This is a genomic window from Pseudoflavonifractor sp. 524-17 (genome assembly GCF_009935845.1).
GTDB lineage: Bacteria > Bacillota > Clostridia > Oscillospirales > Oscillospiraceae > Pseudoflavonifractor_A.
Window position 1 is genome coordinate 1 of record NZ_QWEK01000057.1, and the last position, 21,360, is coordinate 21,360.

A 21,360-nucleotide genomic window follows, 5' to 3' on the forward strand; every position below is an offset into this window, starting at 1 on the left:
CTGTCTTTCAGGGTCCGGCGTTTTTCCTCCACGCTATAATCCGCGTCCCACCAGTCCACCTTGAAGTCGCGGGCCAGGATGTCCAGCAGCGGTTCGTCCAGCCGGTCAATGGCCGGATAGATGAGCAGCCGGTCAATTTCCTCCTTCCGCCGGGCCAGCAGTTCGGCAATGGCCTGCGCCAGCGCCACAGCAGACGGGTCCTTTCGCAGGGCGGCCGGCAACGTTGCAACAAGATTTTCTTGGGTCAGACCATGACTATTCATCCTCATAGCCCCCGTTTGTAATCGTGACCGTTCCGGCCCTCGCCACCTGCGGCACGTCAGAAGCAACTCCGCCCGCTTCGCTTCGGCTTTCGGCCAAAGCTCCGCTCTGCCCCGTTCCTTCTTCCTTCTCTCCGGCGGGGGCCCCTTTTGTGCCGCCGCCGTCCCGGAGGACGGTGAAGGCCGGGGCTCTCAGCTCCACCCGCTTGATCCCAGTCTGCATGAGCAGCCCAATCAAATGAGAGGGGTTGATGTCCCGGCCCAGCTTGGCGCACTGCCAGGCGTTGTACCGTTCCACCGCCGCCTCCACGGCGGCCTGGATATCCGCGGCGCTCTTACCGCTCCCTGACTGGGTGTAATAAGTAAATGACACATCGTAGCCGACAAGCTCCGCGTCCTCTACAAACACCTGGTCAGTCAGAGGCCGCACATCATCGGCGCTGCACGCGGCCAGCACCGCCTTTTTTATCTCCTCGCCGGCCAGCTCCCCGCCGTCCATCAGCACATACAGCTTGACCACGCCGGGAGTAGGGGAGTTTGCCACAACGTCGGCAATTTCCGTGCTGACCTGCTTGGCAAAATACTCATAGCTCCCCCGGGCCCCGGCGCAGCTGTAGGCGTCCATGCTGGAGTGCAGCAGCTCATAGAACTCGTCATCGGTGGCCGCATCCGCGCCCCCGTCCGATTGCGTGATGTTGGCGCACTCCGAATAGTAGTCATAGAGGTCCACCAGCGTGTTAATCTGGCCGGCGGCATAGCCGTTGCCAGCGGTCCCGGCGGTCTGGCACCGGGCCTGGACCTCCGCGCTGGTCTCCCCAATCGGCACATAGACGTCCTCCACCGTCTCCCAGGTGAGGGCGCCGCCTGCGCCGGTGACGCGGGTGCCGGCGGGGATCAGAATGGCGGTGGCCTGGGCCTCAGAGATGGTGAAGCGCATTTGGCACACCGCTGCCTTTGCCGCCGGGCGGGCGCGGGCCAGGAACAGCTCCGCCAGCGCGTCCAGATTCTCCCCCTCGGCCCGGCTGGGAATGTTCTGGTTGGCCGCGTAGTTGCTCAGCACCCGCTCCTGGACAATGACGTTTGCCGCCCACTGGATGAGCTGCCGTTCCGGACTGGCGGGGGAAATGGAAGTCTTGGTGAGCTGCTCGTAAAGCGCCACCAGCAGGGCCTCAACCGTTGATGTGTCCGTGGGGACAAATTGATATTCTGCGTTACGCAAGACTGATATCCACCTCCACAATTGGGATCAATACCCCCGGTCGGGCCAGGTCCTCGGAAAAGGAAACCCCCAAAACGGCGGCCCGGGGTTCCCACCGCTCTATGGCCTCCCGCACCGGGGCAACCATCAGCGCCTTGGCCACGGGGGCCGGCTTGTCCAGAAAGGACCAGTCCACCCCAAAGTCCCGGTTGAGGGGCACGGTACCCATAGGCGTGGAGAGGATCACCGCAATGTTCTGGAGAACCGCGTTTAACTCGTTCTTTTCATTAAACTGAATGGCCTTCAGGTCTGTGGCGGAAACTTTGTAGCTCATCGTCTGATACTCCCCCTCAAGTACTCCTGTAGGCTGACCGAGACCACCGCGTGGGTCACATTGCCCTCCCGGTCGAAATACTTCATCTTCATCTCATGCTTGGTGATGTTCCAGCGGTACTTGCCATAGGCTTTCTCTCCAATGGTCAGGGGGACCGGCAGGCCATTGCGCTCACAGCTCCAGATTTTGACGGCCTCCCCAATCGGGTCCACCCCCAAATAGGCGGACAGGGTAATATCGAAGGTAATCTTGTCCGGGTCCACGCCGGTAAACTCCGTGAGGGCGTGGGTCAGGTGCCGCTGGTGGACGGAATACCGGGCGGAGCCGGACCACACCATATTGTCCAGGGTCTCTACCACCTGGTCCGACACCTGAAACACAATGTCCCCCAGACAGCCAATCTTCCCCATCAGATCACCCCCAGCACAAAGCCGTCCCCGTTGAAGACAGGCAGGTAGAGGGTGAGGACGGTGGCGTTGATCTCAGGCAGCCAGGGGGAGGGGGCCGCCAGAACCGGCAGCCAGCCGGAGGAGATGCCGGTATCCTGAAACTTCACCCGCGCCCGCCGCCTCTTCTTGTCCACATCAGTCACAGTGCCGATACGCACCAGATTTTCCACTATCTTTCCACTGTCCATCAATAGCCCTCCAATGTCCTGCGCAGCTTTATCTGTGTCGTGTAGCCGGAACCGCCCACCGTATGCTTGGCCTGGCTGACAATGTACTTGCCGTCCCAACCGCCAAAGCCCTCCAGCGCCACCGTCACCCCCGCTGCGAGACTGGGATTTCCCGGCAGGGTAAACACCGCGGTTTTGGCGTACTTGTTGTGCAGCCGCAGCCGTTTTTCCGCCAGCCTCTTCGCCTCGGCGGCAGAGCGCACCTTGGCCGTCACCTCCAGCTGCTGGTTGTTCTTTGATTTCTCGTTGTAGTCCTCTATCTTCGCCATGCCGGAAATGTACCTGCCGGTGGCCGGATCCACATAACTCACCCGGCAGGACTGGTACTGGGTATCCGCTGTGCCGGAGCTGAGCTTGTATTTCAGATAGGAGCCGTCCCCGTATTTCACCGCCCACACCGGCGGCTTGGCCTCATAGGCTCCCTGGTCGAACAGGACCAAAATATGGTTGGTCACCTTGAGGGAGATACCGGCGTCCCGGCACAGGGCGGAGAGGAAGTCAATGTCGCTGGTTTTCAGCTGTTCCAGGCGGGAATAAAAGGGGTCCGCCGCCGATTCATACATACAGACCATGCCGTTGGTCTTGGCAATCTCGTTGGCAATGCCAGACAGGGTATAAGATTCCCAGGCCCTGGACTTTGCCGTCTGCCGCACCGGCGCGCTGAAGGGGAGAGACGTGCCCTTGATGGTGACCACCGCCGGCGGGCCGGAGGCGTCAACGGCATCCAGCTCAAACTGTCCGCAGGGCAGGACCTGATCCCCGCCGTCCCCCTCCCAGTTCTCCCGGACAATCACCGCCTGGATCTTCATCCCGCCGCCGGAGTCCGAGGCGGACGGCGCCGCCTTGCTGCCCTCCGCTTCCTTGAGATATTGGGCGCTGACATAGGCGGTCTTTCCGCCGTACGCAATGGCCGCCCAGCCGCCCTGGATGCCGGAGACCTCCACCACCGTCCCGCAGGCTAGGGCGCCCAGCTTCTTTTCGCCAGTCCCCCGGCCCGCGCGGACATTCAGCCCCACGGAGGGCGTCACCCGGTACCGCTTTCCCCCGGCCTCTGAGGCCGGGGTGTCAGAGGCGGCAATCAGCTCCTCCAGCCACTGGGACAGCCAGATCCCCTCCCGGTCCTGAAGCTGGATCTGAAGGTCGTCCGCCTGATCCGCCTCGTTGTCCGTGTAGGTCAGGGACCGCAGATAGGGCTGGATGGATTCTGTGATGTCCACCCCGTCAAAGGCGATCTCCACCTTCGTCCGCCTCGCCCACCCAGATTTGCTCATACGCGCTCCACCCCCATCTTTTGCGTAAATTTGTGTATTCTCTTCTTGACATATTGTGTATTAATATGTATAATAAGATTGTCAGGAGGGAACAGTATGAATCCGCGAAAGGAGACAATCCACATACTTGAGGACAACGGCTTCCTATTTATGAGACACGGCGGCAGCCACGATATCTTTTTCAATCCGGAAACCAGGCTCACCATTCCAGTCAAGCGTCACGACTTCGATGAGGATGACATGAGATACATTCTGAAAGAAGCGAAAATCGACAAAAAGAAGATGGGAAAGCGGAAGGGCAAATAACCCTTCCGCGCCCCCAAATCAAATTAAATCGAGCCAAGGAGGTACTGGTTTATGCGTTATACCTATACCGCAGTCATCACTCCAGGAGAAAAGAAATGCTATGTCCGTGTTCCCGATATTCCCGGCTGCGTCACCACGGGCAGGGATGTCGAAGACGCGATTGAGCAGATTACAGACGCGTTGAACGGCTGTCTGGTGGTCTGGGAGGATCAGGGGCTCCCCATTCCAACAGCCGCCGCACAGAAAGACATCCCACACGACACGGCGGATATCCTCACACTGATCCGTGTGGATACCATCGCTTATCGAGCAAAGACTGACACCCGCGCGGTGCGGAAAAATGTATCGCTCCCCGCCTGGATGGCCGCTATGGCGGAGCAGCGGGGGATTAACTGCTCCAAAGTGCTGCAAGACGCCCTTGTCCGGCAGCTCTCCTGACAGGACGCCCCGGAATGTCCGGGGCGTCTTTTTTGCGGAAAGATCACCCCATCGCCGCCCCCTTCCAGGGCGGCAGAGGACTGCCAGCACGCGCTTCTGGCTCCGGCAGGTTCAGAACGATCCCCGCCGGGAAGATGTAAATCTCCCGATACCGCAGGTTGGCGTTCATTAGCTTGTCGGTGTGGGCCGTATCTCCCAGCTGGGCATGGGCGATGCTGTCCCACATATCCCCCTGTACTGTGGTATAGGTTTTCATCGGTATGCACTCCTCATGGCGTCAATGCGCTCATTCTCCAGCCGGTCTATCACCAAATCGGCAATTTCACTGGCCCTGGCGCCGATCTCCTCCGCGGTTTCTTTTGTGGCGTTCCCCTCAATATGGATGGATATTTCAACGGATGGGCGGGCGGCGGAACCGCCTGCGCCCGCCGCCGGCAGGGCGGAGACCGCGGGCTCCGGCTTTGCCAGCAGGGCGGAGGTCTGCCGGGCGTTCAGCACCACCTCTCCGCCGTTGAAAAACAGTACCTCCGGGCCCTCTTCGCCCACCATCGCCCAGCCGGGCTCCGCGTTCCTGGTGCCGCTGGCGTAGCCCCGGCCTGTGATTCGTCTGGCGGTCGGCACACCGCCGCTGTAGGACGGGGAGCCCATGGCGTTTATGGCCTCCCGGCCCAGGCCGGCATACGCCCCCCGCACCGCGGGAAGCATATCCCAGGCCCCGTCGATATAGCCCTGGATGGTGGCCCGGCCCTGGGCGATGGCCTCGGCGCTCAGGTCCATATTCTCAATGTCCTGAACCAGCTCTATCTGGAGCTCGTCCATTGTGGCGGTAAAGTCTGTCTTCAGATCCGCCACACTTCCCGCGGCGGCCTCCTGCTCCTTTTGGAGCGCCTGCCAGTTGGCCACCACGCAGGTCGTCGTCGCTGGCGCTGGCCATTCCGGCAATGGCGTTTACACTCTCCTGGCTGCCGTCGGCAAAGCTGGCGATTACCTCGCTCAGACCGTCAATCTCAGCGGCGCGGCCGGTCAGGGATTGCAGGTTGGCGTTGTAGTCCTGCCAGTAGGTAATCTGGCTCTCCAGGGCGTTGTTGATGGTCCCGGCGCTGGTTGCAACCACGTCTGCCGCCTTATCCCAGAGGGCGTACTGTCCGGATATGGAGCCCAGGGCCTCGTTGTAGGCCAGGGCAAGGGCCTGGACTTCCTCCGCGACGCCGGAGATCACCCCCCGCAGCTCCTGGGACTGGGCCGCGGCCGCCGCTTCCGCCTCGGTCTGCTCCTTGGTGGCTCCGGTCAGACCGGCCACCGCGGCTTCCGCCAGGCCGATCTCCGTCTCCGCCTCCGCAATGGCCTCGGCGTCGTCCTCCAGGGCGGCGCGGTAATGTTTTGCGCGCTCTTCCGCCGCGCACATCTCGCGCTCAATCCCAACAAGAGCCGCCTCCAGGTCATAATACTCCTGGGTCAGAAAGCTTGTGGCGCTCGCGGCGACGCCGTTGGCGTCGCTATAGGCTCTGGCCTCACGCTCGGCCTCGGCCCACAGCTCGTCCATCCGGGCCACCGTCTCGCCGTGCCGCTTGGTAGCCGCGTTCAGATCATCCTCCGCCCGGGTCAGGCCGATGCTGTTTTTCTCCGCCTCCAGCAGCACGCCGGAATAACTCTCATACAGCTGGGTCAGCTGGGTCTGATAGGCCTGGGCCATGGCGTTGTCCCGCCACGCCTGGGTATTGGCCCGCAGGGCGTCGGTGGTGGTGTTCAGGGTGTAGGTGGTCCGTCCGTACTCGTCCGTGGTCTGGCTGATGCACCCTGATAACTCCGGCATCACCTGCAGCAGCAGCGCCAGGGTGTTCTGGTACTCCCGCTGCTGCTCCACCGTCATGCCGGCGCTGTCCCGCAGCACGTCCAATTTATCAATATACCGGTCCGCCATATTGCAGGCCGCCAGAACGGAATCCGCCGTGTCCTCATAGCCGGACCGGGAGGCTTCCATGGTCTCCTCCATCTCCCGGGCGGCCTGGGTCAGCTCCCGCACCGAGGGGACGCCGTTATCGGCGGCGGTGGTGAGGGCGACGACGCCCGCCGTAATCCCCGCCACCGCGGCGGTCACGCCCATAATCACATTGACGCCCGGGATCGCCGCGGACAGCAGCGCGGAGGCCGCAGCCGCCAGCTTGGCTCCCGCGGCATAGGCCATCAGGGCGGCGGTTACGGTGCCAATCACGGCAGCGCCGGCGGCAATTCCCTTTACAAGGCCCGGATTCGCTTTTACAAACGCATTGATACCGGAGAAAATATCCGTCCCAATCTCGTAAAGCCCCCGCATTTCCGGGATAAACTGCTCCCCGATGGTAGTCTTCAGCGCGTCCCAGGCGGACTTCATCAGGGTCAGCTGGCCGTTCATGTTGTCCAGCTTGATCTTCGCCATACGCTGGGCCGCCCCAGCGCAGTTGTTGATGCTGTTGGTGAGGGAGGCATAGTCCTCATCCGTGGCGTTGAGGACCGCCAGCAGGCCGTTATAGCCCCGCTGCCCGGCGATGGCCTGGGCGTTGGCCACCCGTTCCGCCTCAGTCATCTGCTCAAAGTAGCCCCGCAGCTCGTCAATGGTGGCGCCGAAGTCCTTCATGGTGCCGTCGGCCCGGACCGCGCAGTACTCATACTCGCCAAAGGCCGCGCCGGTGAGGGTGACGCCCTCCAGCAAGCCGTTAAACGTGTTCCGCAGGGCGGTACCGGCGATGCTGCCTTTGACGCCGCTGTTGGCCATGAGGCCCATGGCTACCGCCACATCCTCAATACTGTACCCCAGCGCCCCCGCCACCGATGCGCTCATCTTGAACGTCTCGCCCATGATTGCCACGTTGGTGTTGGAGTTGGTGGCCGCAGCTGCCAGCACATCGGAGAAGTGAGCCGTGTCTTTCGCTGTGAGTCCGAAGGCGCTGAGGCTGTCCGTCACGATGTCGGACACCATGGCCAGGTCTTCCCCGGAGGCCGCGGCCAGCTGCAACACGCCGTCCATGCCCTGGAGCATATCGGCCGCGTCCCACCCGGCCATGGCCATGTAGCCCATGGCGTCGCCGGCTTCCTTGGCCGTAAACTTGGTGGATGCCCCCAGCTCCTTGGCCTCCTCCGCCAGCGCGGCCATTTCCTGTGCGCTGGCCCCGGACAGAGCCTCCACGGTGCTCATGGTCTCCTCAAAGCTGCCGGCAATGCCGACACACTCCACAAAGGCGTCCCGAATCGCCGTAAGGCCATTGACGATTTCTGAGGTAATGGCGGACTGGGCGATTGCGTCAAAGGCCTTGGCGGTCTGCGCCCCAAACCGCCCGGCGCTGTCCGCCGCCTTGTCCTGCTCCGCTTCCAGCTCCTTGATTCTGGCGGTCAGCTCTGTATCTTTCTGGGCCAGGTTTTTTGTATCGACGCCCGCCTCTTTCAGCTTCGCGCCGGTATGCTCCAGCTTTTGATTCTGCCGCTCCAGCGCTGTTTCCGTGTCCTTGATGCGCTGTTCCAGCTTGATCTTTTCCCGCTCCAGGCCGGCGGTGGAGCCGCTGGTCTCGTTGATCTCCTTCTGGAGCAGGTCATGCTGCTTTTGCAGGCTTTCCAGTTTGGCCCGGGTGGCGTCAATCGCCTTTTCCTGTTTCTGATAGGAGGCGATATCGCCCTGGATTCTATGTAACCCCTGGATTTCTTTTCCCAGCCGGGAGAACTCCGTCTGGGCCTTGGAGAAGGTGCCGGAGAACCCACCGTTCATCCGGGCGTTGAGGGCAAATAGCATCTCGTATTCTTTTCTACTGGCCATTGCCGCCCCCCTTCCCGTCCTCGACGACAGCGTTATTGGCCCTGATCCACGGCCGCAGCGCCGCCAGCGGCTGGGATTCCCAATAAGAAATGTCTGTATGGTTATTCCGGGCCAGAATCAGATACTGCTTCCGGAGCCACAGCCCGTCCCCACCGGTTATGACCCCGCACGCAGCAAAAAAGCCCGGGCCTTCTTGCAGATGGTCTGAAAGTCGCGCATGGGCATGGCTCTCATCGCGTCTATGTTCAGGACGCGGAACCCCTCCGGGCTCCGTTCTGTGCAGGCCCGAATCGCCATTCCACACAGGAACTCCCCGGTAAACTCCGGGGTGACCAGCGTCTTCCCCCGCATCAGAAGCTCGTTCTCGATAGCCAGATGGTCCGCCCCGGTGAGCGCCCCCCAGTCAAAGGCCAGCGTCTCAATGGTGGCCCCCTGATAAACCATTGGGCGCTTGAAGGTGTGGACATAGACCGTACTGTCTTGCCCGGCTTTCGCCGCTTCTTCCTGGCCGAACGCCTCATCGGCAGCGTTTTCAGCTCCTTTATCCATCATTTCCATGCTCTTTTCGGTACTCATAAGAGGTTTCCTTTCAAAAAATTTGCGTATCAAACCGATACGTGTTGACTTGATACGTATTATGTGTTATACTTGACTCACCAGGAGGGAAGTGAAATGCCAAAGAAACCACGAGAAATGGAACGACTCGTCTTAAAAGACGGCTGGTATTTTGAATCTCAGGAAGGCTCTCACAGACATTACAAGCACCCAATAAAACCAGGAAAAGTTACAATTCCTTTCCACTGCAAGGAACTAACAAAGTTTGTTGAAAACTCCATTCTGAAACAGGCGGGGCTGAAATAAGCCTCCCTGTTTCAGGAAATCCTAACGCAAGACAGGAGGCACTTTTTATGTTGTCTGCATATCCCGCTTGTTTTATCAAAGAAGAAAACGGATACTCTGTGATTTTCCCTGATTTAGGAGTAGCCACCTGCGGCCCTACCTTGGAAAACGCGACGCAGATGGCGGTTGACTGCCTCGCTGGATACCTCTATACGCTCCGACGGGACGGCGAGGATATTCCCGTCCCTTCTCCGCTGGATCAGATTGACCCAGCCGCTGTATTGGCAGACCTGCGGGACGAAGGAGAGGAAGCTTTCGCATATGATACCTTTGTCAACCTTATCACCGTGGATGTGGAAGAATACGCAAAGCGCCATTTTGAGAAATCTGTCAAAAAGACGCTGTCGATTCCTGCATGGCTGAACGAAGCCGCCCTTCGAGAACATCTCAACTTCTCTCAAATCCTGCAAGACGCGCTGAAAGAACGCCTGGGCGTCCAGTAGTCAGCGAGAGCCGCCCCACACTCGGGGCGGCTCTCGTTTGCTTATTTCCCCAGCGCCTTGCGCACCTCCGCCATGTAGTCCACGCCCAGGATCACGCACTTCATGTTGCGCTTGTCCACCTCCCACAGCTGCTCGCCGTTGCGGTAGGCGGCGAAGTAGTACACTACGTACTCGCCCGAGGTGTCGGCGGAGGCCATAGGGGCCACGGTACCGGGTGTGGTGGTCTTGGGCCGGACAATCATCACGTATTTATCCGCCCACAGGCCCACCTCCGCCTGTGTCACGTCCCAGTATTCCTCGGCCACACGCATATCCAGCTGGTGCTTCTTGGGGGACATCAGCTTCACCGCATCCCCGTGGGGGGTGAGCCAGGTAATGGTAGTGGTCATGTTGGACACCATGCCGTACAGCGGCACCTCCATCTCTCCCATCATCCCGGCGCCGGAAATGTTGACGCAGGGGAACGCAATGGCCGGGAGCTGTACCTTGGCCACGCCCAGCAGATTGACGCCATCCTCGTAGATTTCTAAGTTGATATAGGCCGCGGGCTGTTTATTGCTCATTGTCTGCCTCCTTCAGGTTCTGGTTTGCCCCCGCCCGGCCGGATTGTTACGCGGCCAGGTTGAGGGCGCTGGTGAGATAGTCCACATCAAACTCCAGCGTGAAGTGGATTTCCTGTGCGGGAACGGGCGGCGTTAAGTAGATATGGAACGAAATGATACCAGCCAGCAGGCTGGTCACCGGGTTTTCCGAGCCCCTCAGCTCCACCCTGGCCCCCAGCAGGTATTCCTGGCTTACCAGGCCGTTGAGCCAGATGTTGCAGGTGTCCTGGATATTGTCCAGGAGCCGCAGGTTCATAGGCTTGTCCAGCTTACTCCAGAAGGTCCGGATCAGAGTGCTGGCCACGAAACCGAACATTCTGGATACCGGGATAAACTGGTCCTTCACGTCAGTGCTGCCGGGATAACAGGCGGTGTAGTTGTTCCGGCATGTCCACCCCATTGACATGAAGTTCAGGGCCGTCACAATGCCATAGCCCGCGATGATGTTGGTCTGTTCAAAGGTCAGACTCACCTCTGTGCCGTCCTCCAGACACAGGCCGTCCATCTTGAAGTTCTTGTTGCTGGGGGACTCACAGGGCACGCCGCCGTTTCCGGCGTCTACCTGAGCCATGAGGCCCGCCAGCTGGGTGCTCATGTGGAATTTGTAGTCACCCAGCCTGGGCATCGGCCAGCAAAGGATTTGGCTGTCATCCACGATGTTATTTTTGTTCTTCCACAGCAGCAGCTGGTCATATTTGCGTACACCGTCTTCGCCGGTATCCGCGTCGATCAGGGCCTTGGCGGGGAACAGGCCGTTCACCCCCTCCGCCTTGGTGGCCATGACGGCGGCCACCACGCTGTCATGGGACCAGCCGGGGGCGCAGATAAGGTCGGGGACCAGCCCCACCGTGCTCATGCAGGCGTCAATTACGCTCAGACCCTCCACAATATCGGTCTTCTCTACGCCGTCAGGCTTCACCGCGTCATACTTAATGTACAGCTGCGCCTCCCCATAGTGTGCGCCGGAGCTCAGCAGCTCCACCAGGCAGGCGTCCGCGCCCTCGTCGTAGAGAATGCTGTAATCCACATCCAGCTCCAGTACGGTGGAAAAACTGGCGTCTGTGCTGACCTGGATGGTGGAGGCGATGGCGGCAAAGGGAAGCGCCGCCTGGTGCTCCGCCACGGGGATGGCCGTCTGGCCGTCGCCGGCGCCGCTGTCCTTCATGCCGGCCTTGGTGGAGTCCAGCACATTGCAGAACACCACCGGCTGACAGCCGTAGAGCTGGAAGTGGGAGTACATGAACTCACACAGGGGGTACCTTTTCCAGTCGTAGGAAAACCCCAGCTGGGCCACCGCCTCGTCCCAGCTGGTACACAGCACAGGCACGTTGGCCTTCGCCGGGGCGTCGGCGGAGTGGGCCGGGGCCGCCCCTACCACAAAGGGGATGCTTACGTCGGCCACCGCCGGGGTACTCACAGCCGTTGCCTTCTCATGGACGTGAACGCCAAGGTTTAACGCCATATTGGTCCCTCCTTACATTTTTCCGGCTACGCGCTGGTAGTTCTGATACAGGGCGTTGCCGGGCTTCTTCACCTTCAGCCGGGCCTCGGAAAGCTGCTCCCCGGGGACGATGAGGGTCTTGATCAGGGGATTATGCTCAATGGCCGCGGCCGCGGCGGCCAGAGCCTCCTGCCTTGTCCCCCGGTAGATGCCGCCATGTTGGATCAGGCCCGTGATGCTGGGTCCGATGTAACAATAAAACCCGGCGGCGCTGCCGTCGGGCTTCTTCTCTGACTTGGGTGCGGGGCTGGCCGCTTCAGCGCAGGCCGGCGCCGTTCCAGTTGTGCTCTTGGCCATAGGGTACCTTCCTTTCGATGATGGGGAGTTTCCATACGGAAATCATTTCCCCTGCGTAATAGGGTGCGGTATCTTCTGGATAGACGAGACTCTCTAATCCTATCGTCCGGTCAAATAGGAACTGTTTCCCGATGATACCCTCCTCCAATATGGAGATGCGAAGCCGCTCCATCAGGTTTAAAAGTGCAAGGCCGCCCTGCTGCTCATCCGGGTGATAGACACAGATAATTGTGCGCACCGTGGCAACGGCAGTTCCAGCTTCGCCGGGAACCTGGGTATCCTTTCCGGTGACGATCTGGTGCAGGACATAAGGGGCCTTTTTTGTTGCTGCCTTGCTGTCCGGCAAGCGGGTGAGAAAAACTTCAGCTGCTCTGGGCGGGGGCGGCTCAGAATCCCCCCTCTGTTGGGCTACCGGGAGAATCAGGTCTCCAATAACACCTGCGGTAAATGCTTTTAACTGCTCCAGCAGAACAATTTTAGTCATGGTCTGCTACCTCCCCCAGCCATTGAGCAGGCGCAGGATCTCATGGTCGATACGCTTCTCATAGGTGTCAGCCACCTTGCGCTCAATCTCGTCCGTTACCTCCTCATTGGAATACATCATCTGCGGAGTAGCCGGACCATATAGCTCCTCTACGGGGAAACGCTTTACACCAATGCGCTCGTAAATCCCACGATGTCCGCCCATCTGCGCAGAAAAGGCCCGGTCCAGCGTTGCCGCCGAACCAGACCGTTTGACCTGGGTGACCACCTGACCGCTGCCATTGATGCGGGTGTTAAACTTTGTCAGCGGGATCACGTTGCCCCGAAAGCCGAACACCACGGAGATGCTGCCGCTGGATTCCCGGACAAAATGGTTGATGTTCCTGGTGCGGGCCAGGAACTCGCTTTGGCTGATGGCGTACTCCTTCGTGACCGGCTGTTTTGCAGCAGTCTTGCCGGCCGCCGCCGCGCGGGTGAGTGCGCTCCCTACAGCCTTGTAGACGCCGCCGTTGATACCGGCCAGGAGCCGCGTCACTTTGTCAAGGCTTTCCTCAACCACATCAACGATTATGCCGCCATAAACGGCATGGCTGCTGTTGGAACTGACAATGTCGCTCATTCGTCAATCGCCTCCAGTTCCACCCGCAGCATTCCCAGCTCGCAGACGGAAGAGGCAACGTAGAACACCCGGAAAAATCCCCCGCCGCCTTCCTGGTCATTGATTTTGATGCGGGCGCCCTTTTCCGGCTGATTGCCGCCCAGGTCCTCCAAAGCGCAGTGCAGCACCGAGGACACCAGGAAAAGCCCTTGAACGTGATCGCTCATTAGCTGCCGCCGGTCTTTTTCCTTGAGGCCGGAGAGGACGATAGGGATATCCTCATAGCGTTCCCCGTCATATTCCACAGTACGCTTCTCGGCAAACTCCCCCAGGTTCAAAAAGACGTTATGGAGGTCAGCTGCAGCCATGTCCTTGAAACTCATACCACCGCTCCCTCCGCACTCAGCTCGGGCGGGGATGTGTTATCGCCACCAGTCTCCACCTCTGCCGCAGACAGCAGCGAGGCAATCTCACCTTTGTTACGGCACTTACTGACGTCCACACCCATACCGGCCGCCAGTTCCTCCATATCGGCGCGGGTCAGCTCCATCAGGCTCTCAACGGTAAAGTGATTATTGACGATTTCTACGATGCCGTCAGTCTTTACCTCATCCTCCAGAAGCGCAACCGTGTCCTCACCCGCACTTGTTTCCTGTCCTGTAGAGGTGGCGATGTCCCCAGGCGGGGTCACACCCACACTACCGCTGTTCTCATCCTCTCTAGCTGTTGCAACGCCAGTATCAGGGCCAATAATAGGTCTGGTTACATAGTCCGCCACGCCGCGGGCGACGAGGCGCCTCTCCTCAGCGGCGGGAAGCGTGAGATTCCCGTCAGCCATGGTCTTGTAACCCTTGGACGTTCCGCAGGTACCGCAGATAATTCTAATCATGCCTTACTCCCTTCTCTCCCGGTTAGGCCGCAAAAACATTTTCCGCCGACGTCCAGGGATTGAGAGTCTTAGGCACAAACAGCGGCCGGCAGGAGACCGTTGTTTCATCCACGGGAGGCTTGACAGTGGACAGGTAGTTGGGGACGCGGGTCCCAGCGTGGGTGTGCCACTGATTGTCCATCTCCTTCTGGGTGACCGCGCCGTACAGGCCCTTGCCACAGTCGGGGGCGGTCACAATGGCGCTGCCACTGGCCAGGAAGGGGGTCTCCGCTCCGGTCTCGTCCTGGAAGGTGCCGTCGTTGACGAAAATCTCTAGCTTGCGGCCGCCGAAGTTGAACCTGCCCAAGCTGGTGACATAGGGTGTCAACTCTTGGGGATTGATAGCGCCGTAGTCCGCCCGGCGGTTATCCATCATGTACTGAATCCAGGGGTCATCCATCAAGAAGTTGCCCACGTCGTTGGACACTACCAGATCGGTGGCAGCCCGGCCCCGATGAGTGAGCATCTTGACCATCTGAATCACGTCCCAGTACCAGTTGCCGGGGGCGTGTTCATCCTTGCCGTGGGTCCACGCGGCAGCGGGAGTAAACTTGGCCGGGTTGTTGGTGCCGTCGTAGAACTTGGCCGAAATGTCCTCGTAGATGTTCGGGTCACTGGTCTGGTGACGCATGATGCAGCCGTTTTTCAGCATAGTTTCACACGCCAGCCATTCCTCCCGGCGGGAAATCCGGGCGGACAGGTCGCTCAGGTCACCCATGAGCAGCTGCCGCGCCCGCTGTTCGGGAGTTACATTGCTCAGAATGCTCTCGCCGAAGCCGCGCTGGTGCAGCTGATCGATAGTCAGAAGTTTGGAAATAGCGATATTGCCGGGTTCCAGCTCAAAGGTGCTGAACCCGCCACGCCCAACGGGGAGTGCGTCAACACGCGGCAGCACAAAGGGAGCGGCCTTGCGGTTGCCCTCCTTGTAGTCGGCCAGGACCTTGGATGTGCCGAACACGTCCAGCGCCAGATCGGTGGGGAAATAGCGGCGCTTGAAGAAAGTAGGCTCGGGAGTCAAAATCGCAATCGCCGCCAGCATATACAGGGTGTCGTAGATATTCATTTCGATGTCCTCCTTACTCCGGCAGAACCCGGGTGAAGATGATGTCGTACTTGCGCAGGGTGTCCTTCTCCGCCGCAGTCAGGGTATAGCCCTCCGCAACGGTCACCGCATCGAGATTGAAGTTCCCACTGCGGTAGGCGACAGCCGCCACCGCCTCCGTGCCGGAGGCGTCAACGGGGTCAGCCAGGACATAGGCGGGAGTGCCGCCAGTCGCCATGACCTCACAGGTGCCGTCCTCCTTGCGGGACAGGACCGTACCACGTGCTAGCTCGCCAGCACCGGCGGCAATGCTGACCGGAACAGTCAACGCACGGGGAAACAGCCCCGCGATCAGATTGTCCTGACCGCGTTCACCCACTTTTTTTACCAGCTCTTTCATTCTTACCGTACCTCCTTCTTCCGCTCGTTGAACGCCTTGGCGTCCGCCTGCGCCTGGGCCACTACCGCCTGGGGGTTGTCTAGATCGCTGGTACCACCAGTGCCGTCGCTGCCCACACCATTGGCCGCACCCACGTCCTGAGCGCCAGATCCGCTGGTATCGGCCATCAGAGCGGCCAGGAACTTCCCACCTTGCTGGGACGCTTTCTGCGCAGCCGCGTAGACCATCTCCTGGGCGGTGCAGCGGTGTTCCCCGTACTTGGCCGCATTGATGGTTTCCACATCGAACACACCAGCCAGGGCGTCGATGTCCTGAAGCCGCTGCCGCTCGGCCTCGGCGGGGTCGATATTCCCAAAAGCCTGGGGCATGGGGGTAGCAAGGGGAGCAGTGGGAGCCACAGGAGTGGCGGAAGCTGCGGGGGCACCGGCCGCGCCAGACGCGGACACAGCGGCCCGGGCCTCGGCCATCAGCTGCTCGGCCAGAGCGGGATCTTCCTTCCGCAGCTCCTCAAGGGTTTTTGCCATAATGTTTCCTCCATTCTGTCCGCCGGTCTGCGCCGGCTTTGTATTATTTACCTCAACCGGGGCTGCCGCCTCGGGTGTGACCGTGGGGATCGTGTCCGGGGCGAACATCCCCGGAGTAAGATGGAACTGACGGCCGCGCACAAACAAACTGCGCCCGTCGGCGCTGGCGGCAATGTCCAAGGGGGCGGCATCCTCCAGGAGTTTATCTGCGAAGCCCTTTTCCACCGCCTCGGCCCCGGTCATGTAGGTGGTCTTGGCCATCATGTTGGAGATCACCAGGTCGGACAGGCCACACTTGCGCTTGTAGATGGACACCTGGGCCTTGTCCCAGGCCTCGTTCTTCGCCGCCAGCTCCTTCAATTCGTCTGCGTTATAACCGCCCCACAGGGAAACCCAGCACTTGTGAACCATGACGATGCTGGCGGGATTGACTAACACCGTGTCACAGCCGCTCATGATAAGGGAACCGCCGGACATCGCCACACCATCCACAATACAGGTCAACGCCGTACCCTGGGCAGCCAGCTCCCGGAGCCGGTTGTGAATCAGGATAGACACGCCCGCGTCGCCGCCGACACTGTTCATGCGGATAGTCAGGGTCTTGGCTCCGGCCAGAGATTTCAAATCCTCCAAGAACTCGGACTGAATGATATAGCTCCCCTCAATGGGTTCTCCCGTCCACCAGTCCACCGGCTGGCTCTCCACGATCTCCCCGTACATGGTCAGCTCCGCGTTCTCGCCGTCCGCCATTTCCATGACGTAAGGCCCCCGGTTGATACTCACCACGCGGGACGCGGCCCCGCTGCGGCCAAATGGCATTTTGATTGGGTTAGGCATTTTCGCCGCCTCCTTCGTCGTCGTCTTTTTCGTTGGGGTCAACCTCCATGCGGATACCCCCGCCGCCAGCGGCGGCCAATTTCTCATTCTCCGCTGTCAGCTGCTCCACGTTCTCGTCCCAATCGCCGCCGCCCGTCTCACGGGTGACCTGCTCATGGGTCTTGAGTGCGTGCTGGATTTGCAGCACCGCTGCCTTTGCCTCTTTCAACGGGTCAAGGCTGCCCTGGACGGGACCGATCCACCGCGCTCCGCACCATGCGGCCCGGATCAGAGGGTCGGCAAAAAAGCCCGGCGCATTGACGCGTCCTAGGGCCACAGCTTCAGCCAGCCAGACCTCATAGGTAGGCTGGCAGAAATCGTCCACAAACCACTTCCGACGCATACGAAAATCCTCCCATGCGTCCAGCAGCGCGGCCCGCGCGGACGAATAGGAGGAATTGTATTCTTTGATCAGCACATCATAGGGGATTCCCAGGCCCGCGCCAATCAGCTTACAGAACGTCTTGACAAAGGTATCGAAGCCCGCCGTGGGGATATTGGGGGAGCCAAATTTGATATCCTCCCCTTCCTCCAGGTGCGCCACAGTACCCGGCCCCATTTCGTACTCGTTCCTGTCATCGGAGATGTTGTCCTCTCCAGGATTTGCCCCGGGGACACCCACAATGCTCCCCGCGCCGACCTCGTTTGTGGGGATCTCGTTTGGGTCTGTCTTTGTGACGATCCAGGCAGTGAAGAAGCTTTGAACGAGTGCCGCCATCAGCTCGGATTCGGTGTAGCGGCGCAGCTGCAGCAGCGGCTCGATGACCTGGGCCAGATAGGTGACGCCTCGATACTGGTCGCACCGCTCGCTGTTCATGATGTGGAGGATGTTGGGAAGCCCCGTCCGGGGGCCGTAGGCCTCCACTCGCGTCCACTCAATGGGATCCCAAGTGAGTTGCCAGGGATAGTTGTTGCTGACGTGGTAGGCCACAACCATGCCGTTTTTGTCCACCTCAACACCGTCATAGATTTTGTTGCCGTTTTTCTCATTCTCTCCGTCGGTAATACCACGCCACCCCCGGCCACCGCCCAGGCGGTATGGGGTGCTCACCCGGTCAGCTTCCACCAGATGGATGCGCAGCGAGTACGGCCTGACGGGGGTGGCCGGGTACCGCTTAATCACTGCGAACACATCCCCTGACATCAGCCACGACACAAGTGCCAGCTGTTGGAGCGCGTCAAAGTTGTTGATGCCGATTGCGTCACAGTTCTGCTTGCGGTCAGCCCACAGGCGGAACTCTGCCTCCGTTCGCTTCTGCCACTCCTTGGCGGCCTCCGGAGAGAGACCCAGCACATCCCGGTTGATAGCGCTTTTCAGCGTCAGCCCCACGCCAACAACTTTCGTGCGGTTAGTATTCACAGCGGAAGTGGCCAGCGGTGTGGACATATAAAGCATACGGCCCCGTTGCCGTAGAGTGGCATTGTTCCAGCTGATGTCCTCATTGGGGCTTCCGCTCCGAGCCTTAAAGCCCTTCATGGCGCGTCGGGTTAAACTGGCCCCAGCTTCGCTATATCCTTTGGCCTGTGGGCGCACGCTGTCTGGGAGCAGCAGGCCAGATTTTGCTTTGTAGTAGATAGCGTCCACCTCCTATGTTGCAATAAAAGAGGGTGGCCCAGCTGGCGAAAGGAGCTAACAAACCCCAGCCGGGCCACCCACGGTAAAGCCCTTACGGGCGATTACCCAGTTACCAATCCCTTGGAAGAACACCAAAAGCCCGACGGGGATGCTGGCCATTCAAGAGATTTTCCAGCTCGTCCACCTTGGCCTCTGCTTCCTCAATTTGCTTCTGAAGCGCAGGGAGATCAAAGCGGGTCAGCTGGCGGTCGTCAATCATATACGATTTGACGCCGCCGTCCACCAACGCAAGATATGCCTTGCGCAGTTTTTTAAGTGCCTCCTGCCAGAAGTCCAGGCGCGCCCGCAATTCAACCTTATTGGCCATACTCTCACCTTACCAATCGTCATAGTTTTTACCCCGCCCGGATCGTGCTTTTTTCGTCTTGGAGCGGGGCGCAGCGGGGGCCGCTTGCGGCGTTGCAACGCCCTCTGGCGGGGTTTCACCGCGGGCCGCCTTTAATCGCCTGTCTATCAAATCAAGGTTGGCAGGAAGGGCCTTAAACGCCGCCATAGCGTAGTTGCGGCAGTCCAGGGCTTCGTTCCGCTCATGACCGGGAATCTTCTTCCATACCCATGGCTGTTTCTTCGCTGCGTCATACTCCAGACGCTCGGACAACAGACCGGCAAAGTAGCCGGAGCCATAATCGTCACGCCTGGGGAAATGGCAATATTTTGAGCCGGGGGTTTTAACACTCAGATTATCCATGATGATCTGCTTGCCGGAATCGACGCCTATCTGGTATTGCCAGCAGGTACCCACCGCAATCTTGTTGATGACAATTTTCATCTGCTTTGGCGGGGCTGTGTATGGCTTATCCGGCCCTGGCATACCCTTGATGCAGAACACTTTTTTCCCCACACGCTTCCGACATTGTAAGCGCACATCTTGAGTGAAGTGGCCACCCACGTCTACAAAAGACATGGACTGGCGGAGGCCGATGCCGTCCCTGAATCGAAATACCCGGTCAAACACCAACTCATCCAGCTGGGTCCAGGTCGCATCATCATCAGGTCGCCCCATGATAATACCCTTTTCAATACCCCAGGTTTCCTCGAAGTGTCCATGGCCGATGACCTCATATTCCATTCGGTCATCCTGGGTGTCCACGCCGGCGGTAAGTACCAGCACCCCGTCAGGCAGCTCAACGGGCGTTCCGCCATCTTCCAGACCGTAGGCCTCAACATCACGGCGAGCCATCAAGCTGTTCTCGTCCTCCAAGTCGCCCCGGTCCTCCCACAACTCGCCAAAGCAGGTGTTGTAGACCACCTGGAGCTTCCGGGAATTTCCGACAGCACTCAGGAATTTCAGAATGATAGATTCCCAGCTGGCCCACTGGCTGACAAAGGCGCTCAGCCAGAAAGAGCGGACGCCCTGGGCATAGGCGTCCGGGTTGTCTGCCTCCCACCGGGCGGGCTGGCGCTTCATGGTGACTTCATCGGATACCGCCGCACACCCAGGGCAGATGTACATGATCGAATTTACCTTGTAGGTCTTTTTCTTGTTGACCTCCTTGGTTTCGTACTCATACCGGATGTCCTTCCACTGGATTTCGTGGTATTCTCCGCAATGGGGACACTTGGACTTCCAGCGTTCCATGGTCCCCTCGGCATAGCTGTCCGCAATCGCGCTGGCGTTCTTGACGGTGGGGGTGCTGACCTCCACCGCCTTGGCGTTATAGAACGTGGTCTGACGGGCCATTGCCAGCCCCCAGGGGTCGCCCTCGTTACCGGCGGACGTGGCCCAACGGTCCCGCTCGTCGCCCAGGACATACCGGATAGGCTTCGATGCCAGGGCATGGGCCTCGGTGGAGCCGCACATGGTCAGAATACCGCCTGGGTAGGTTTTTTGCAGCAGCGTGTTCCCGCTGTCCCGGCTCTTAGGTGCGGCCACTTTCCGGCGCAGCGTGGGGCAATCCCGAATTTCCGGGGCGATGCGGAGCTTGGAAAATTCTTTGGCATCAATGGTAGTGGGATGGATAAACAGGATAGAGCCGGGATCCTCGTCGATGATGTAGCCGATGATGTTCAGCTCCAGCTCCGACTTGCCCACTTGGGACGCGGCCACCATGACGATGCGCCGCACCTTCGGATCAGTGAATGCGTCCATAGGCTCCCGGAGGTACGGTGTCCGCCTGGTGCGCCAGGGGCCCGGCTCAGCGCTGGCCTCGGAGGATAGCCGCCGGTTCCGCTCGGCCCACTGGGTTACGGTCAAATCATCCGGGGGCTTCATTCCGGCCAGGGCCTTTGCGATTGCACCGTTCAGACGCCGGGCGGCAGGTCTACTCGTCATCTACATCACCGCCGCCAGCCTCCCACTTCCTCCGCTCCCTGACCCGTTCCTCATACTTCTCGGGGTCATACTGATAGTTGGCCAGCTCCCGCATGAGGGCGTGGACTTCCTTGCGGATGATTTCAGCAGCTTCGGCGGGCGTTGCTGTCGCAGCCACGTCCACGGCCAACCGCCCAGGCAGGGCCATGAGCGAACCGCGGATGGTGTAAATCAGATCCTCGGTCATGGCGGCCACATCCTCGCTGCGGTGCATCTTCCCCCGCAGCTCGTCAGCCTCCATTTTGGCAATCTGGGCCTTAGAAGCCCGAAGCGTCACCTCGGCAGTGCGCCGCGCTTTGTCCAGCCGCTGCTCCTCATCATCCTTGTCCCTCTTGGCCTTGAACGCCACATATCGCTGGACAGAATCAGAGAGGATGAAACGCCCATCCATTTTTTCCAGCTGTCCGTCCTCGACTAACTGCCGGATACTTCGCCCAGTTATGCCCAAGACGCAGGCCAGCTCAGATGAGCTGACCTCAGCCTGTCGAAAAAGTCTGCCCTTCGGCAGACTTTTTCATATAAACGAGGTAAAATAGAGCAGGGTGAGAAAAA

At 59.9% G+C, this 21,360-nt stretch carries 28 protein-coding genes; 4 read left to right on the forward strand and 24 right to left on the reverse strand.

Features of this window, described 5'->3' with window-relative positions:
* The 6 genes from D1159_RS16055 to D1159_RS16080 form a co-directional block, all read right to left on the reverse strand.
* Positions 1 to 263 (reverse strand): phage tail protein (locus D1159_RS16055; protein WP_243152342.1); only part of this gene is annotated, 263 nt, incomplete at its 3' end.
* Positions 256 to 1,479 carry a baseplate J/gp47 family protein gene (locus D1159_RS16060; protein ID WP_161846636.1) on the reverse strand — a complete coding sequence of 408 codons (1,224 nt, stop codon included), beginning with the start codon at positions 1,477 to 1,479 and terminating at the stop codon, positions 256 to 258. The genes D1159_RS16055 and D1159_RS16060, both read right to left, overlap by 8 nt.
* Complete coding sequence (locus D1159_RS16065; RefSeq protein WP_161846637.1) at positions 1,472 to 1,792, reverse strand: GPW/gp25 family protein; 321 nt, start codon at positions 1,790 to 1,792, stop codon at positions 1,472 to 1,474. The genes D1159_RS16060 and D1159_RS16065 overlap by 8 nt, the downstream gene beginning before the upstream one ends.
* Complete coding sequence (locus tag D1159_RS16070) at positions 1,789 to 2,202, reverse strand: phage tail protein (RefSeq protein WP_161846638.1); 414 nt, start codon at positions 2,200 to 2,202, stop codon at positions 1,789 to 1,791. The genes D1159_RS16065 and D1159_RS16070 overlap by 4 nt, the downstream gene beginning before the upstream one ends.
* The gene (locus D1159_RS16075; protein WP_161846639.1) at positions 2,202 to 2,429 is read right to left on the reverse strand and encodes a hypothetical protein; all 228 of its coding nucleotides are present in this window, start codon (positions 2,427 to 2,429) and stop codon (positions 2,202 to 2,204) included. The genes D1159_RS16070 and D1159_RS16075 overlap by 1 nt, the downstream gene beginning before the upstream one ends.
* On the reverse strand, positions 2,429 to 3,739 hold the full coding sequence (locus tag D1159_RS16080; protein WP_161846640.1) for an SH3 domain-containing protein: 1,311 nt from the start codon (positions 3,737 to 3,739) through the stop codon (positions 2,429 to 2,431). Before D1159_RS16080 ends, D1159_RS16075 begins: the two co-directional genes overlap by 1 nt.
* Positions 3,740 to 3,835: 96 nt before the next feature.
* Here D1159_RS16080 and D1159_RS16085 point away from each other — a divergent pair, with 96 nt between their 5' ends.
* Both D1159_RS16085 and D1159_RS16090 read left to right on the forward strand, forming a co-directional pair.
* Positions 3,836 to 4,045: a type II toxin-antitoxin system HicA family toxin gene (locus D1159_RS16085; RefSeq protein WP_161846641.1), complete on the forward strand. Its 210-nt coding sequence runs from the start codon at positions 3,836 to 3,838 to the stop codon at positions 4,043 to 4,045.
* 51 nt (positions 4,046 to 4,096) lie between these two features.
* Entirely contained in the window at positions 4,097 to 4,483 is a 387-nt protein-coding gene (locus tag D1159_RS16090) for a type II toxin-antitoxin system HicB family antitoxin (RefSeq protein ID WP_161846642.1), read from the forward strand.
* A 43-nt stretch (positions 4,484 to 4,526) separates the two neighbouring features.
* Here the strand turns inward: D1159_RS16090 and D1159_RS16095 are convergent, their stop codons facing one another.
* The 4 genes from D1159_RS16095 to D1159_RS16110 all read right to left on the reverse strand — a co-directional run bounded on the left by D1159_RS16095 (position 4,527) and on the right by D1159_RS16110 (position 8,843).
* A complete protein-coding gene (locus D1159_RS16095; protein ID WP_161846643.1) occupies positions 4,527 to 4,739 on the reverse strand; it encodes a tail protein X in 213 nt (70 codons plus the stop codon).
* Positions 4,736 to 5,335 carry a hypothetical protein gene (locus tag D1159_RS16100; RefSeq protein WP_161846644.1) on the reverse strand — a complete coding sequence of 200 codons (600 nt, stop codon included), beginning with the start codon at positions 5,333 to 5,335 and terminating at the stop codon, positions 4,736 to 4,738. The genes D1159_RS16095 and D1159_RS16100 overlap by 4 nt, the downstream gene beginning before the upstream one ends.
* Positions 5,265 to 8,267 carry a phage tail tape measure protein gene (locus D1159_RS16105; RefSeq protein WP_161846645.1) on the reverse strand — a complete coding sequence of 1,001 codons (3,003 nt, stop codon included), beginning with the start codon at positions 8,265 to 8,267 and terminating at the stop codon, positions 5,265 to 5,267. Before D1159_RS16105 ends, D1159_RS16100 begins: the two co-directional genes overlap by 71 nt.
* Before the next feature lie 156 nt (positions 8,268 to 8,423).
* Positions 8,424 to 8,843, reverse strand: a complete 420-nt coding sequence (locus D1159_RS16110) for a hypothetical protein (protein WP_161846646.1) — start codon at positions 8,841 to 8,843, stop codon at positions 8,424 to 8,426.
* 96 nt (positions 8,844 to 8,939) lie between these two features.
* Between D1159_RS16110 and D1159_RS16115 the strand changes: the two genes are divergently transcribed.
* Together D1159_RS16115 and D1159_RS16120 are read left to right on the forward strand one after the other, a co-directional pair.
* A complete protein-coding gene (locus tag D1159_RS16115; protein ID WP_161846647.1) occupies positions 8,940 to 9,128 on the forward strand; it encodes a type II toxin-antitoxin system HicA family toxin in 189 nt (62 codons plus the stop codon).
* Between the two features lie 47 nt (positions 9,129 to 9,175).
* The gene (locus D1159_RS16120; protein ID WP_161846648.1) at positions 9,176 to 9,610 is read left to right on the forward strand and encodes a type II toxin-antitoxin system HicB family antitoxin; all 435 of its coding nucleotides are present in this window, start codon (positions 9,176 to 9,178) and stop codon (positions 9,608 to 9,610) included.
* Positions 9,611 to 9,651: 41 nt separating this feature from the next.
* On the opposite strand, the gene D1159_RS16125 is transcribed toward D1159_RS16120, so the two are convergent.
* The 14 genes from D1159_RS16125 to D1159_RS16190 form a co-directional block, all read right to left on the reverse strand.
* On the reverse strand, positions 9,652 to 10,173 hold the full coding sequence (locus tag D1159_RS16125) for a phage major tail tube protein (protein ID WP_161846649.1): 522 nt from the start codon (positions 10,171 to 10,173) through the stop codon (positions 9,652 to 9,654).
* Between the two features lie 46 nt (positions 10,174 to 10,219).
* Positions 10,220 to 11,674, reverse strand: a complete 1,455-nt coding sequence (locus D1159_RS16130) for a phage tail protein (RefSeq protein ID WP_161846650.1) — start codon at positions 11,672 to 11,674, stop codon at positions 10,220 to 10,222.
* A gap of 12 nt (positions 11,675 to 11,686) precedes the next feature.
* A complete protein-coding gene (locus D1159_RS16135) occupies positions 11,687 to 12,010 on the reverse strand; it encodes a hypothetical protein (RefSeq protein ID WP_161846651.1) in 324 nt (107 codons plus the stop codon).
* A complete protein-coding gene (locus D1159_RS16140; RefSeq protein WP_161846652.1) occupies positions 11,970 to 12,494 on the reverse strand; it encodes a hypothetical protein in 525 nt (174 codons plus the stop codon). The genes D1159_RS16135 and D1159_RS16140 overlap by 41 nt, the downstream gene beginning before the upstream one ends.
* A gap of 6 nt (positions 12,495 to 12,500) precedes the next feature.
* Positions 12,501 to 13,112: a hypothetical protein gene (locus D1159_RS16145; protein WP_161846653.1), complete on the reverse strand. Its 612-nt coding sequence runs from the start codon at positions 13,110 to 13,112 to the stop codon at positions 12,501 to 12,503.
* A complete protein-coding gene (locus tag D1159_RS16150) occupies positions 13,109 to 13,474 on the reverse strand; it encodes a hypothetical protein (protein WP_161846654.1) in 366 nt (121 codons plus the stop codon). The genes D1159_RS16145 and D1159_RS16150 overlap by 4 nt, the downstream gene beginning before the upstream one ends.
* Complete coding sequence (locus D1159_RS16155) at positions 13,471 to 13,980, reverse strand: hypothetical protein (RefSeq protein ID WP_161846655.1); 510 nt, start codon at positions 13,978 to 13,980, stop codon at positions 13,471 to 13,473. Before D1159_RS16155 ends, D1159_RS16150 begins: the two co-directional genes overlap by 4 nt.
* A 22-nt stretch (positions 13,981 to 14,002) precedes the next feature.
* Complete coding sequence (locus D1159_RS16160) at positions 14,003 to 15,082, reverse strand: major capsid protein (protein WP_161846656.1); 1,080 nt, start codon at positions 15,080 to 15,082, stop codon at positions 14,003 to 14,005.
* Between the two features lie 13 nt (positions 15,083 to 15,095).
* The gene (locus D1159_RS16165; protein WP_161846657.1) at positions 15,096 to 15,461 is read right to left on the reverse strand and encodes a head decoration protein; all 366 of its coding nucleotides are present in this window, start codon (positions 15,459 to 15,461) and stop codon (positions 15,096 to 15,098) included.
* Positions 15,462 to 15,463: 2 nt separating this feature from the next.
* Positions 15,464 to 16,822 (reverse strand): Clp protease ClpP, encoded by a 1,359-nt coding sequence (locus tag D1159_RS16170; RefSeq protein WP_161846658.1) that lies wholly within the window; start codon positions 16,820 to 16,822, stop codon positions 15,464 to 15,466.
* Entirely contained in the window at positions 16,815 to 18,338 is a 1,524-nt protein-coding gene (locus D1159_RS16175) for a phage portal protein (protein WP_161846661.1), read from the reverse strand. The genes D1159_RS16170 and D1159_RS16175 overlap by 8 nt, the downstream gene beginning before the upstream one ends.
* Before the next feature lie 208 nt (positions 18,339 to 18,546).
* Positions 18,547 to 18,804, reverse strand: coding sequence for a hypothetical protein (locus D1159_RS16180; protein ID WP_161846659.1), 258 nt, complete (start codon positions 18,802 to 18,804; stop codon positions 18,547 to 18,549).
* A 9-nt stretch (positions 18,805 to 18,813) separates the two neighbouring features.
* The gene (locus D1159_RS16185) at positions 18,814 to 20,769 is read right to left on the reverse strand and encodes a terminase gpA endonuclease subunit (RefSeq protein WP_161846660.1); all 1,956 of its coding nucleotides are present in this window, start codon (positions 20,767 to 20,769) and stop codon (positions 18,814 to 18,816) included.
* Positions 20,759 to 21,199, reverse strand: coding sequence for a hypothetical protein (locus D1159_RS16190; RefSeq protein ID WP_243152343.1), 441 nt, complete (start codon positions 21,197 to 21,199; stop codon positions 20,759 to 20,761). Before D1159_RS16190 ends, D1159_RS16185 begins: the two co-directional genes overlap by 11 nt.
* Positions 21,200 to 21,360: the final 161 nt, after the last annotated feature.